Annotated in this window: 10 protein-coding genes and 1 tRNA gene; 5 read left to right on the forward strand and 6 right to left on the reverse strand. The window is 42.2% G+C overall.

Annotated elements, in window-relative coordinates:
- Window positions 1-22 precede the first annotated feature (22 nt).
- Window positions 23-1,993, reverse strand: coding sequence for an alpha-amylase family glycosyl hydrolase (locus G631_RS18815; protein WP_051197120.1), 1,971 nt, complete (start codon window positions 1,991-1,993; stop codon window positions 23-25).
- A gap of 333 nt (window positions 1,994-2,326) precedes the next feature.
- Between G631_RS18815 and G631_RS0110120 the strand changes: the two genes are divergently transcribed.
- Window positions 2,327-2,398: transfer RNA gene (locus G631_RS0110120), tRNA-Trp, on the forward strand.
- A 107-nt stretch (window positions 2,399-2,505) separates the two neighbouring features.
- Here the strand turns inward: G631_RS0110120 and G631_RS18820 are convergent.
- From G631_RS18820 to G631_RS0110135, 3 genes are all read right to left on the reverse strand, one after another.
- Window positions 2,506-3,621, reverse strand: coding sequence for a DUF4179 domain-containing protein (locus tag G631_RS18820; RefSeq protein WP_051197122.1), 1,116 nt, complete (start codon window positions 3,619-3,621; stop codon window positions 2,506-2,508).
- Window positions 3,618-4,181: a sigma-70 family RNA polymerase sigma factor gene (locus G631_RS0110130; RefSeq protein ID WP_026489343.1), complete on the reverse strand. Its 564-nt coding sequence runs from the start codon at window positions 4,179-4,181 to the stop codon at window positions 3,618-3,620. The genes G631_RS18820 and G631_RS0110130 overlap by 4 nt, the downstream gene beginning before the upstream one ends.
- Window positions 4,182-4,363: 182 nt before the next feature.
- Window positions 4,364-4,687, reverse strand: a complete 324-nt coding sequence (locus G631_RS0110135; RefSeq protein ID WP_026489344.1) for a hypothetical protein — start codon at window positions 4,685-4,687, stop codon at window positions 4,364-4,366.
- 350 nt (window positions 4,688-5,037) lie between these two features.
- Here G631_RS0110135 and G631_RS0110140 point away from each other — a divergent pair, with 350 nt between their 5' ends.
- From G631_RS0110140 to G631_RS0110155, 4 genes are read left to right on the forward strand one after another with little or no spacing between them, the layout of a single operon-like run.
- Window positions 5,038-6,123, forward strand: a complete 1,086-nt coding sequence (locus G631_RS0110140; protein ID WP_026489345.1) for an ABC transporter substrate-binding protein — start codon at window positions 5,038-5,040, stop codon at window positions 6,121-6,123.
- Window positions 6,098-7,120: a FecCD family ABC transporter permease gene (locus G631_RS0110145; RefSeq protein ID WP_026489346.1), complete on the forward strand. Its 1,023-nt coding sequence runs from the start codon at window positions 6,098-6,100 to the stop codon at window positions 7,118-7,120. Before G631_RS0110140 ends, G631_RS0110145 begins: the two co-directional genes overlap by 26 nt.
- 13 nt (window positions 7,121-7,133) lie before the next feature.
- A complete protein-coding gene (locus tag G631_RS0110150) occupies window positions 7,134-8,165 on the forward strand; it encodes a FecCD family ABC transporter permease (protein WP_026489347.1) in 1,032 nt (343 codons plus the stop codon).
- On the forward strand, window positions 8,165-8,959 hold the full coding sequence (locus G631_RS0110155; protein ID WP_026489348.1) for an ABC transporter ATP-binding protein: 795 nt from the start codon (window positions 8,165-8,167) through the stop codon (window positions 8,957-8,959). Before G631_RS0110150 ends, G631_RS0110155 begins: the two co-directional genes overlap by 1 nt.
- Here G631_RS0110155 and G631_RS0110160 read toward each other — a convergent pair whose 3' ends face one another.
- Together G631_RS0110160 and G631_RS21380 are read right to left on the reverse strand one after the other, a co-directional pair.
- The gene (locus G631_RS0110160) at window positions 8,960-9,481 is read right to left on the reverse strand and encodes a peptidylprolyl isomerase (RefSeq protein ID WP_026489349.1); all 522 of its coding nucleotides are present in this window, start codon (window positions 9,479-9,481) and stop codon (window positions 8,960-8,962) included.
- A gap of 629 nt (window positions 9,482-10,110) precedes the next feature.
- Complete coding sequence (locus tag G631_RS21380) at window positions 10,111-14,082, reverse strand: endo-1,4-beta-xylanase (protein ID WP_242829091.1); 3,972 nt, start codon at window positions 14,080-14,082, stop codon at window positions 10,111-10,113.
- Window positions 14,083-14,417 lie beyond the last annotated feature (335 nt).

Raw genomic sequence — 14,417 nt, forward strand, 5'->3', positions numbered from 1 at the left:
TGTATTCTGGCTGCTTTATACTTCATTTGACTACAACTATGCCATAGGATGGAATTGAAAGCTGAGTTCCGCTCAGGGAGCTGGTTTCATCGCCAACATTTAGCTGGTAGGCAAGCTCTGGGTTTGTTCCTGTGCCGCTCCACTTGGAGAGGTCGATGGTCTTGGTCTCGTCAGAGTTATTTATGAGGATCAAAAGAGCTGCCTCTCCATACAATGGATCTTTTGCCCCAAGTACTGTATGCACACTTCCATCCATCCCTATGTTCTCGCCGCTTTCATTGAATACAATATAATCATTTGAATCGGAGGAGAGGCCGGAATTTCTATATCGCACAAAGGCTCCAACCTTATCCTCTGCCAAAACGTCAATTGGCTGAGTCTTGCCTCTTGCTATAACAGGGAATGTATTGCGCAGGCGGATTGCCTTTTTGTAATAGTTGTAAACAGAGTCACTATCTGCCATCTGAGCATCAAGGCCCTGACAAGTTATTTCAAAATTGTCCATATCTTTTGGGCCCTGGCACATTCCGGCAGGACCAGCTATAGCCTTTTCTTTTTCAGATAAAGAGCTGACATCATACTCTTGTGACTTCTCATTTGTCCACTGCATGGGCGCGCGCTTGTTCTCGTCCTTGCCAGAGCCGTTCATGCCAAGTTCTTCGCCGTAGTATATGAAGGCATTGCCGCCCATAAGGAGATTCAGCGCCCCAGCCATCTTTATCTTTTCCTTGGAGCCTCTTCCAACGTAGTAGCCGGCAGATCTTGCCATATCATGATTTGTATAAAATGGCGCATCGATGTAGTTTTCATTGTTATCGGCAAAAGAGCTCTCGGCATCAGCCATGGCCTGTATAAAGCTCTGAGGAGACTTCTTGCCCCTTGCCACAGATGCGATCAGGCCTTCACTTCCAGAGAAGTTAAAGTCAAAAAAGCTGTCTATTCCGCTCTTGTAGTACTCAGAATAGGTAGAAATATTGGTCCAGGCCTCAGCAACTATATATGCGTCCGCATTCTGAGCCTTTATGGTATCGTTAAGCCAGGTCATGAACTCGATATTCTTGGTATCGTTATCCGTGTAATAGGAAGTAACAGCATCAAGCCTGAAGCCGTCCACGCCCTTTTCAAGCCAAAAGTCTGTGATCTTGGCAATTTCCTCTTTTACCATATCGTTGTCAAGGTTAAGGTCAGGCATTCCAGACCAGAAGCGGGCTTCGTAGTACCAATTTGTTCCAGCGAGCTTCTCAAAGCCTGTCTGCTGCTCATTGGTGAAATTGTAATAATATAAATATGGGCATTTTTCCTGGACTTCCGGCACTGGCGCCATAGTTTCTCTGTCTGTGTAAATTGTCTGGAGATCAGGATTATCCCTCAGAAACTGCGCAGCTTCCTTGAACCATGGATGCTGGCTGGAAGTGTGATTTAAGACCGTATCAATTATGACCTTCACACCCCTCTCGTGGCATTTTGCCAAAAGAGCTTCAAAGTCCTCCATTGTCCCATATTCAGTGTCAATTGCCATATAATCTGTGACATCATATTTATGGTAAGTTGGTGAAGGTGAAATTGGCATAAGCCAGATTTCATTGCAGCCAAGATCAGTATCTGTGCTGTCATCCCCATCGTTAATATAATCAAGCTTGTCAGCTACACCCTTGAGGTCTCCGATTCCATCCCCGTCACTATCGTAGAAGGAATATACGAAGATTTCATAGGTGGTGCGATACTTGTCATCGAGGATGTTGATGGGAGGAAGGGTTTCTGAGTTATTTAAACTTGCTGGATTTCCCTCACCATCTGTGGTGGTTGTGGACGCAACCTGATCTGTGGACTCTGACTTGTCTGTAGGCTCTGCAACGTTCTCATCTGTTATTGATGTCTGCGCCTCTGTTTCATCAGATGCTGCCTTCTGCCCGCAGGCTGTCATTGTCATCGTAAGCGCTGTTACAGCAGCTACTGTCTTTATAGTTTTATTCCAAAAATTCTTCCTGATCATACTTCCTCCACGTATCAAAGAAAACTTCAATATTACTTGTTTCTCTTGTATCATTTTCTTACGAAACCCGCAGCGAGTGCGGGTTTCTATTTGAAGTTACCAAAATGCATGCATATTTGCAGTTTTGCAGTCTTTCTGTAACTGTCATTAAGCAATCTCAGTGTAGCACATCGCCTCAAAAAAGAAAACGTTTTCCAATATTCACAGCTCTACTCTTGTTCCCGAAGCACGATTAATCAATCATTAAAATACTATAAAAAATTCCTTTACAACCCTATATCACTATGCTATACTAACTTTCGTCGGTGCATGAGGCCGATATCAACTGAATAAAGGGGAATCATACAATGGCTAGTATGCCGGTCTCCAAAACCGCTCATGCGGGTTCGAATCCTGCTTCCCCTGCTATTTTAAAACCTGAAAACAATTTGTTTTCAGGTTTTTTTGTTTTAGTCCCAGTTCTAGTTAGACCCCCTCGATGTAGGTGCATCGAGGGGGTCTAAATTTAAGTATTATGGCAATTCAATTTCCACTACTTCAGCGTTTTCGTAGTCGCTGGTTCTTATGAAGAGAGATCTGATTTCTGAAGTATCTATGATTCTCTGGAAGCAGGATGATGATGCGCCTTTTTTCATTGAATCATCTGTGAAATATGATGAGCCTCCATTTGATAGGTACATGTAATTGGAGCCATCCTTAAGGCCAAGTCCTGAAAACATAGGAATTCCGTTACAATCTTCAATCTGCTGAAGGCTTCCATCTATTTTGTAATTAACAATAATTGAGATAGGTGTTACTTCAATAGTTTCAATGGTGCACTCTGTTCCAGGAACAGCCTTGTTAACCTCAATTGTCTTGGCGTTGCTGACTGTAGGAAGATTCATATCAAAGTTCCATTTGCCCACCACGGAAGGAACAAACTCACATTTATCTGCATATATGCCCAGCTCCTGGAACTCTACATGAAGAGTTTTTCCAAGCAAAGTATCTGATGCATCCGCTGTAGAGATCATTAGATTATACTCAAGGTCACCATTCTCATCCACATAACGGAGCTTTAGCTCTCCATTTTCTGTAAATTCCATAGGAGAGCCATCTTCATATACTGCCATGCCCTCTTCATTTGGATAAGTTCCATCAAAAAAGCTACTTGTACCATTTATATAATAAGACTCCTCACCAGAAGCATCTGTTAGATTATAAGTAAGCTCAGCACCAGGTTCTTCCATTTCGTTTACATTAAGGCCTTGAACCTTAAATGAAATAAATGCGTAGTGAGAATCAGCAATTACAGTCTCAGGAGCAATTGAAACACCCTGATCTGTGACCTGATAGGAAGAATAATCTGTTTTCTCGGGGTAAACAACTGCCTGTCCCTGTTCAGTCAGAGTCTGTTGCTGCTGGCTTGTAGATCTGACAATTCCATTCATTCCTCGTCCCCAAAAATGATGGATTGCCGCTGCGGCAGTAACTGTGGCTGCTGCAAACAAGGCAATGCCTATGCATGCTGCCAGAGGAAAGCTCTTTTTGATATGAACAATAGTTCCGCTATTAGAATTATTATATGTATTTGCTATTATCTTATCGTCAATGCCGTTCATTGCCTGTAATAAGTCTTCTGCTCTCATGATGCTAAATACCCCTCCTTTACCAATCTGCCCTGCAATTTCTTACGAAGTCTGCTAAGTGTAACGGTAACATTATGCCTGGTCATTCCATATTTTCTTGCGATGCTAGAAATATCTTCAGCATAGAAATATCTGCTTGTAAAAATGTATGCATCCCTTTGTCCGAGTTCATTTACAAATGCCCTGATTATATTAGATAATTCGTTTCGCAGCACGGAATGCTCAACGTCGTTGTTATCAGGAATGCATTCATCAAGCTCTTCTAATATTTCATTAACAACTCCGCCGCCCCGCCTTACTCTTTTACTTGCGTAGAACATATTTAGTGCCAGATCTCTGGCAATCTTCCCAATAAATGCCCTTAGGATCAATGGTTTTGCTGGAGGAATTCTTTTCCACATTTTCATATATGTGTCGTCAAGACATTCCTCAATGTCCTGAGCATTTTGCAATATGTTCTTAACTATTGTTTTGCAGTATTTCCCGTATTTTAAGTTTGTTTCCTCTATAGCTCTTTCATCCCGCATAAAATACAGGTTTATTATGTCTTCGTCTTTCATACGTGCTCCCTTCTTGGTTTTTGTAAGCGCCTTACACCTATATAGCCAAGAAATGATTAAAAAAGTCACATCATAAATGCAATTTTTTATTATACCGCTAAAATGGAATCGAAAAAGACTCCACCAAGATGTTTCAAGCATCCTGATGGAGTCCTTTTATTCTTTCCGTGAATTCTTTTTACTTATTTATCCCACTTTGTGTGAGCGCCCTTTACTTCTGGGAGCTGTTCAAGGTTTGAGCAGATAGTCTCAAGCTGCTCATATGAGCCGTCCTCAACTGTGAATATGAAGAAGCCTTCGTAAGGGCGTGCCTTATAGCTTGCGTCTGAAACGCTTTCTACTGAAGCTACAGCGCTGCTGATATCAACATTCTCATCGTTAAATTCAACAACGAACTCATTCTCTGTCTCAAGCTCAATCTGAGCCTCTACAAAATTACTTCCACAACCTGTAAGTAAGAAGCTTCCTATAAATACTGATGCAACAAGAAGTTTAATGTTTTTCATAAATATTATCTCCGTCTAAACAAATTCTAAAAAAATTATTAACTGTTTCCGATGGGGGACAATATATCAAATACTTTTTTACTTGTAAATAGATAATTTAAAAAAACAAAAATTCACTTATGGCAGGAAAAAATGAAACAAAAAGCCTTCCAGGATTCATGGGATTAGGGAGCAATTTACCAAGAAGAATTGTGCACTACGGAAACTAAAATTTTTCTGGCAGTTTACTATGGCAGGCATTAGCAAATCAATTTTATACGATTATCTTTCATAAAATCCTTGACATTTTGTTAGCCGTATGTAACAATCCTTGTTAGTTTTTGCTAACAAGTTAATAAAGGAGGAATGACATGAAAAGAAAAATTTTATCAGTACTTACAGCGCTTGTAATGACAGCAAGCGTTACAGCATGTGGAGCATCTTCTTCCACTGTAGAAAACATAGATGAGGCATCAATCTCTTCAGAGAACGCATCAGCTGAGGTTACTAACTCAGAAGCTACAAATAGTGATACCGCCGATGTTTCTTTTCCCTTAACTATTGAGCATGCTCTTGGCTCAGTAACAATTGAGGACAAGCCAGAGAATGTGGTAGCAATTGCCTGGGGTAATCCTGATGTGCCTCTAGCACTTGGAATTGTTCCTGCTGGTGTATCAGAGGCAAACTTTGGACCAGTTGACGAGAACGGACTTCTGGCATGGACAGCCAAGGGCTTTGCTGATCTTGGAGTAGAGAATCCTAATGTATTTGATGATACAGATGGATGGGACTACGAAGCTATTGCAGATTGCAATCCTGATGTTATCCTTGCAGCTTATTCAGGACTTAGCCAGGAAGATTACGACAGACTCTCTGAGATTGCTCCAGTAGTTGCATATCCTAGTGTTGCCTGGGCTACAACATGGCAGGAAGAGACAGTTAATGACGCTGCTGCCCTTGGCCTTGAAGCAGAAGGAAAAGCTCTTGTTGAAAATACAGAAAAGCTTATCCAGGAAAAGCTAAGCGCTTACCCTGATCTTGCAGGCAAGAAGGTTGGATTCTTCTGGCTTAGCGAGGATGACCTTGGTTCTTTCTATATTTATACAAACAATGATCCAAGAGCTGCTTTCCTTGGAGATCTCGGTCTTGAGACACCTGAAAGCGTACTTAATCTCATAGAGGATGAGGATGCTTTCTATGTAACAGTAAGTGCTGAGAACGCAGACCTTTTAGATGATGTGGATATCATCATTACCTATGGCCAGGAGTCACTTATAACTGCAATGCAGAATGATGGAAGATTCTCAAAGATTCCTGCAGTTAACAACGGAGCCTTCGTATTACTTGATTCAAATGATGTTCTTGCAGCAGCAAGCACACCAACTATTCTTTCCATACCTTATTGCATTGATGATTATCTGAAAGCGTTAAATGATGCAGCAGAAAAGATACAGTAAATCAAAAATCTTAATATTTTTAGTCATAGAACTAATCATTGTCATACTGAGCGTTCTATTCTCTATTGCTTATGGCAGTAAGAATATTCCGCTAAAAGATGTGGCGCATTACCTTTTAACCATTGGAAAAAGCAGTGACTCTTTTGAGGCGGCAGTTATATACGCCAGGATACCAAGGACTGTCTTTGGCATTCTTGCAGGTTCTGCCCTTGGAATATCAGGAGCACTTATGCAGGCCATCACAAGAAATCCTGTTGCTGATCCAAGTATTCTTGGAGTAAACACAGGGGCTTCTCTTATGGTTGTTATTGGAATTGCTTACCTTAATATTTCATCAGGCCTTGGCCTTATCGGTCTTTCTTTTGCAGGAGCCATACTGACCGCCCTGTTCGTCTATGGAATAGCTTCCTACGGATTTGGTGGTGCAAGTTCCCTTAAGCTTGCCTTGTCGGGAGCTGCCGTCAGCACTGCCCTTGGAGCCCTGGTCAACACTATAATGCTCCCAGACTCACAGGTCATGAAGGAATTTCGTTTCTGGCAGGTTGGAAGTATCGGCGGTGCTACCTGGAGTGACATAAAGCTTGTGGTGCCATTTGTCATTGTGGGAATAGGTATGTCTTTTATCATGGCATCTCCCCTAAATGCAATGGCTCTTGGAGATGAAATGGCTGTATCCCTTGGCGTCAAGGTAGGCTTAGTCAGGGCTTTTTCTGCACTAGCCGGAGTTATGCTCTGTGCCGTGATCACAGCAATTGCAGGTCCTATCGGCTTTGTGGGCCTGATGCTCCCCCACCTTATAAGGCAGCTCCTTGATAACGACATGAGGCTCATAATCCCCTTTTCAGCCCTTGGCGGTGCAGGACTGCTTGTCATTTCTGACGTTTTGGGAAGAGTCCTTGGACGCCCTGGGGAACTGGAAGTTGGAATTATAACTGCTATTTTAGGAGCGCCAGTATTTATCTGGATCGTGTGGAAAAGTAAAGCAAAGAGTATGTGAGAAATACTATCAAATGAACAATACAGAAAGATATATCAAGAAAATATATAAGAAATCATACTACCAGAACCTTTTTTGTGCAGGAGTTCTGCTACTTGTCATAGTAGTTCTAGGAATCCTTATGATGACTCTTGGAAACACAAACTACTCCCTCTTAGAGGTGATAAAGGTTCTTGGCAGTAAGGACACATCTGGTGCGGCCTACACCATAAAGACCTTAAGGCTACCCAAGCTGATAGTTGGAGGCCTTGCCGGTTTTTCTTTTGGAATTGCAGGTCATACCTTTCAGAGCCTTCTTAGGAACCCTCTGGCAAGTCCAGACATTATAGGAGTTACATCAGGTTCCTCTGCGGCTGCTGTCTTTTGCATTCTGATCCTTGGTATCAGCGGGCCTTTCGTATCAGTCTTTTCAATAGCGGCAGGTCTTTTGATCACAGCAATGATATTTGTGCTCTCAGGTAGAGGTAATGCCTTTGGAACCAAGATGATTCTCATAGGTATAGGAATGCAGGCGGCTTTAAATGCACTCATTTCCTGGATGCTGCTTGTTGGTTCAGAATATGATGTTGGAACAGCACTCAGATGGCTAAGAGGAAGTCTTAACTCTGTTACAGTTTCAGACATTCCAATGATCCTTGTGACTACCATTATCTGCGGAGGACTACTTATTATCTGTAACAGATACCTCAGGATCATGCAGCTTGGGGATGAATATGCTACAGCTCTTGGCGCTCCTTTAAATCTTGTCAGGATCTGCTGCATGGTATGTGCTCTTTTCCTAACCGCTGTCGCAACCGCAGCAACAGGGCCTATCGCGTCCATAGCTTTTTTGTCTGGCCCAATTGCAGTAAGGCTTACCAGAAATGGCAAGAATGCCCTGATAGTTGCAGGTTTTATTGGAACAATCCTTGTATATGCTGCAGAGCTTGCTTCCAAGAACCTATTTTCAACCAAGTACCCGGTAGGAGTTGTCACAGGAATCCTCGGAGCACCGTATTTGCTGCTGCTCCTGCTGCGCCTTAACAAGAAGGGAGAAAAGATATAATGAATTTTTCTGCTGAAAATATATCTGTCGGTTACGAAGACAGAACAATAATAAATGACCTTGATATTTCAATTCCAGAGGGAAAGTTTAGCGTTATCATAGGCCCCAACGGATGTGGAAAGTCAACTCTTTTAAAGAGCTTTGCAAGACTCCTAAAGCCCCAGAAGGGAAACATTATGCTGGATGGCAAGTCAATTTATGAGATCCCTACTCTCTGCCTTGCCCGTCAGATCGGACTTCTCCCTCAGTCACCACTTGTTCCAGGCAGCATTACTGTGGCTGACCTTGTTTCAAGAGGGCGCTTTCCATATCAGAACTTTTTAGGCCAGCTTACAAAAGCTGACTACAGTGCCATATCAGCGGCCATGGAAGCCATGGGAATTTTAGACCTTGCAGATAAGCCTGTTGAATCTCTTTCAGGAGGACAGCGCCAGAGAGTATGGATCGCGCTGGTACTTGCTCAGGATACAGATATACTGCTTCTTGATGAGCCTACAACTTATCTTGATATCGCTTATCAGGTGGAAATTCTTGATTGTCTTGAGAGACTTAATCAGATAAAGAAAACGACGATTGTTGCTATCTTGCATGATATCAACCTGTCTATCAGATATGCAGATCACATTTTTGCCATGAAGGACGGAAAACTCATAGCAGAAGGTGCTCCAAGGGATATTATCACTCAGGATCTCATGAAAAAGATATACGGTCTGGACTGTTCTATAATCACAGACCCTGAGACTTTAGAACCTTATATTATCCCCAGGAGCAGCGTTATCAAAGTTGCCTGCTGATCAAACCTTTTCAGGTTCTGGATAAGAAACACCAAAGGTTTCTACAGTAACTGTTTTCATAACCTGATCATTTACAGGACGGTCACTCCAGTCAGTGTCTGTCTCTGCAATCTTGTTTACAACTTCCATACCCTCTATAACTTTACCAAAGGCTGCGTAATCTCCATCGAGATGAGGAGCCTTTTTGTGCATGATAAAGAACTGAGAGCCTGCTGAATCAGGGATGTTGGTTCTAGCCATAGAAAGAACTCCCTCAGTGTGCATGAGGTCATTCTTGAAGCCATTTGATGAAAACTCACCCTTGATCTCGTAGCCTGGGCCGCCCATTCCTGTGCCTTCTGGATCTCCGCCCTGGAGCATAAAACCTCTGATAACTCTGTGGAAAATAAGTCCATCATAGAAATTCTTGTTGATAAGTGAAATAAAGTTATTAACTGTGTTTGGCGCGATTTCTGGATAAAGCTCAGCCTTTATAACATCGCCGTTTTCCATTGTAAATGTAACTACTGGGTTCTGTGCCATTATAATTCCTCCTTAGAAAAGACCGTTTTTGAAGTCAGTTCATTATAGCATATCTTGGAAGTCATTATTTTAGTTTTATTTAATATCATTCATGCTTCTGTCAGGGGCCCATGATATTTGAACTGAAGTCGGCGAAAAGCGCGCCGCTATTGATGTGACTGATGCACAAATCAATAATTCCAATTCTTTGCATCACCTAACCTTGACCTAGTAATGCAAAATAAGCTAATTCACTACTCTTGCATCATTCTCTAGCGCTTGAGTAATGCACAGATCAATAATTCTAGTTCTTTGCATCACTTATACTTGACCTAATAATGCAAAACAAGTTAAATCACCACTCTTGCATCATTCTCTAGCGCTTGAGTAATGCACAGATCAATAATTCTAGTTCTTTGCATCACTTATACTTGACCTAATAATGCAAAACAAGTTAAATCACCACTCTTGCATCATTCCCTAAAGCTCGAGTAATGCACAAATCAATAATTCTAGTTCTTTGCATCACTTAATCAAGCGGAGCGTTTTTTATGATATGATTTCGGAGAAATTTCATCATAAAAAGAACCGGCGCAGAATTACTGCACCGGCTCCCATTATTTAGTCTGTAATTACTATCTGCAAACTTATCAGTTTAAAGAATATTCAAAAGAACTTCCTACCTGGCCAACGCCGATAGAACCGAATTCTACGCTTGATCCGTTTGCGATATGAGCGTTCCAGTCAACTGGTGTGATCACATAGTAGTCACCATCAGTCTTAACATTTACGTTCCATGAAGAATCGATGTTGATCTGATTCTTGTTGACCTTAAGTGTCCAGCTATTAACATCACTTCCTGTGCTGTTAACGATCTTGTAAGCTACCTGATATCCTGACCCCCAGCTGTTGATAGAGTATTCAAGCTCAAGTCCTGAAGCAACAGGAGTTGGTTCTGGCTGTGGTTCTGGATCTGTCTGACCCTGATTAGGATCTTCCTGCTGGCCCTGGCCGCCTTCTGATGAGCCACCGCCCTGCTGTGATCCAGCATCAGTCTTTTCAAACTGCCACTGCTGGTTAGCGCCGCCATTGTAAGTCCACTGTACTACATTTGTGCCATCAGCTGTCTTCTTCTCATAGATATCAAGATACTTGCTGGCATTTGAGCACTTTGTACCAATAGTGTATACGCCGCTTGTTGAAGTTGTCTTAACGATGAACTGCTGAGCATCTCCGCCATATCCCTGATATGTTCCGATATTAGCTTCGTCAACATCTTCGCCGTTAGCTACATCAAGCATGATATTTCCAAGAGCACTTGTGAGTGTGATGTAACCATCACCCTTATTTGTCACATACCACTTCTGACCATCAACACCTGTTCCTGTGCTGATAACTACGCTATTCCAACCATCAGCCTTGTTGCCCTCAACTGTAAGGTACTTCTGAGAAGCTGGATTCTTGATGTAGTACCAGCCATCTGCGATATTTGCAGTAGCGTTCTCATTTACAACTGGTGAAGGTGTAGGTGTAGGATCTGGATTAGGATTGATCTCAGGTGTGCTTGATCCGCCGCCTGCTGTAGGCTGTCCAAAGGTTTCTGTGTAAGCCTGGATTACCTTATTGTAAGCCTGCTTTGGACTTCCTGGTCTTGAGAAGAGAAGTGGAGCAGAGTTGCTGATCCATGTTGTCTGATCTGAAAGTCCCCACCAGGTAATACTTGTGATCTTACCGCCGCTCTTCTTTACATTGTTGATGTTCTTAAAGAGATTATATGCATAGGTAGCCATATCTGAATCACCCTTGTTGGTGATATCCATCTCTGTGATCTGAACTTCAAATCCTGCATTTACAAATGACTTAAGTGCTGTTGTGTAGTAATCAACTGAAGGGAATCCGGTTCCAAGGTGAGACTGCATACCAACACCTGCACAAACCTTCTTGCCCTGGTTAATGTAGTTAACAAGCTTGATAACGTTGTTAACTTCCATGTATGTGTTGTAATCGTTGTAGAAGAGCTTAACTGAATCTGTGAGCTTGAAGTACTCAAGAGTCTCATAAGCGTAGTTAAATGCCTTCTTTACATATGGAGCATTTGTTCTGTTGTTGCCATAGATTGCTTCCCAACCTGAGTTGTTAGCGTGGATAACTTCGTTGGCAACATCCCATGCATATACAACTGATCCATACTGGCTGTTATATACATGGTTCATAACTGTCTTTACATACATCTCAAGACGCTTGTCCATTGTGGACTGATTTACAAATCCGCCATTTCCTGAATAGCCATTTCTAAAGAACCATGATGGAGTCTGTGAATGCCATATAAGTGTATGTGCTCTCATCTTAAGGCCGTTCTGATAGCAGATCTTCATAACTTCATCAACTGTATTGAAGTTAATCTGAGGAACGTACTGCTCGCTATATCCATCTGGAATGTAGTAGCCTCTGCTCTTAGCATCGTTTACAGAGATAAGTCTTGCACTGCCGCCAAGAAGAGCATCTGGCTTCATCTCATTCTCAAGTGTGATTGAGTTGTAGTGTGTCTTAAGGAATGCAAGCTGGCTTGCATCTCTAAGCTGATAGAGATTGATACATGTTCCTGAGTAGCCGTACTGAACACCATAGGTGTTGCGAAGGTTAGCTTCTACAACCTGTCCCTGATTTCCTGTGTTGCCCTGGTTGCCGCCCTGGTTTCCACCCTGGTTGCCACTCTCAGATGAGCCTGATCCCTGGCCCCATGAAAGGTAATCAAGATATGCATCCCATGTTCCATCATCAGATGTAATTGTAAGTTCTACGTTCTGAACTCCTGTGCCATGAGTTACGTCCTTAAGAGTAAACTCTGCAGGATACTCATCGCCATAATAGAAGGTTCCCTTCTCTTCTCCGCCAATCTTAAGAACTACCTTGGCCATTGTGCTGTTATTAGAGCAAGCACGAAGAGTTACGTCATGTGTTCCATAAGCAAAGTACTGATCAAAGCTTACAGTATCACCGTTAGCATAAAGAGCTACACCATCAAATGGGCTGCTGATAAGACCTGCATACTGGCCAGATCTTGTCATTGATTCGCACTCAACCTTGCTAACGTTCTGAGAAGCTTCGTTTCCACCCTGGTTGCCACCCTGATTGCCGCCTTCGTTGCCGCCTGCAGCTTCACCAGTTGCAGATGCTTTCCAGTAATCGAACTCAAAGTTTCCATTGAATACGAAGCAGATGTTCTTGACACCTGATACATTCTTCATTGTGCCAGTAAAGTCTGCATTCTTGCCATTTGTGTTTGAAAGGTTGATTGTTCCAAGAAGGTTTCCTGAAGGGCTATTTTCTCTAACCTGAACAGTTCCTGATCCTCTGCTGTTTACATTAACAGTGATTGAGCCAAGTCCCTTAGAGAAGTTAACTCCCTTAACCTTTGTGTAATCGCCATTTGAAATACTTCCAACCCATGCTACACCATCGCCATTACCAGAAACAGTAATACCGCTCTGAGTAAACATTGTCTCAGCCTGCACTGCCTCATAAGGGTTAACATATGAAAGCTGTGATACACCAGACATTGTAGGTGTAAGTGCGCTGATCTTGCCGCCTGATACATTGATCTTATCAATCTGAGTTGTTCTGTAGCCAAGGCTCTTTCCGATAACCTTAGACTCTACAGATCTTGTATGATAAGCCATGTAGTAGCTGCCCTTGAATTCAAAGATCATGTGGTGGTTGTTGCCTGTTGAACCTGAGAAGAATACTCCAGGGTTCTTCATGATCTCGCCCTTATATGTGAAAGGTCCCATAGGGCTTGAGCTTGTCATATACTCGATTGCTGCATTGTTGAAACCATTTGCGCAGTTCCAGTTAGAGCAATATGAGTAATAATATGTATTTCCAATCTTATTGATTCCCGAATCTTCGAAAAGATAAGGAGCATCAATTGTTACAGCTGAGCCGGAAACAGAAGTCATGTTGCTTCCAAGCTTTATAACTCTTGCTGTCTTTGGATGTGCAGCCTGTCCATTTGGAACGCCGCCACCAAAGTAAAGATATCCAGTTCCATCTGAATCTACCAGTACAGCAGGGTCAAACATCCAAACAACTCCGCTTGCTCCTGGTGTTCTTCCATCTACAAGTGCTCTTCCGTTAGGATCTGACCAAGGTCCTGTAGGTGAATCAGCTGTCAAAACGCCGATGCCGCCACCGCTGTTAGCAAAATAAAGGAAGAACTTGTCTTTTCCATTAATCTTTTTGGTTGCAAGACATGGAGCCCACGAATTTGAAGCCCATCTAGCAGCTCCGCTGCTACCTGCAATCTTGAAGCTGCCATGATCTGTCCAGTTGACCATATCTTTGGATGAATAGCAGTTCAATGTGTTGATCTTACCGTAGGTGTTCTCGTTGTTGCCTGCAAATTCCTGAGTATCATTAGTGGTATAAACGTAAACAGTATCGTTATACACAAGTACACCAGGATCTGCGCCATAATTCTGTGTTACAAGCGGGTTATTCTCGTTGTCAGCCTTAACATAGCTGCCATTTACAACAGAGGCCGCCTGTACATCCACACTATTTCCGATAACTGCTCCCCCAAACAGCATGAGACATAGTGCCAACGCTATACGCTTTTTCATACTTGACCCCTTTCCATATACAATTTGTGCAACTGCTCGAGCACCCTCATTCTAACAATTCTACATAGGATAGACTTCTCATTAATTGCGCCTTTATTAACTATTATTGCGAATTTTGTAACATTTTGCTTAATATTTTCTCCGTTTCCATAAAACGATACACATTTTCGTAATTTTACCTCAAAAATCCATCATAGTTTCCACCACTTTTATGCACTAATTCTATTTTCAAAAAAGCAAAAGCCGCAAAAGATACTAATTATTAATATCTCTTGCGGCTTATAATAATATTTGTTTGAATTCTATGTTCAATTGGCAAAAATTACATTTTTATT

The sequence above is a fragment of the Butyrivibrio sp. XBB1001 genome, from assembly GCF_000424505.1.
Classification (GTDB): Bacteria; Bacillota; Clostridia; order Lachnospirales; family Lachnospiraceae; genus Butyrivibrio.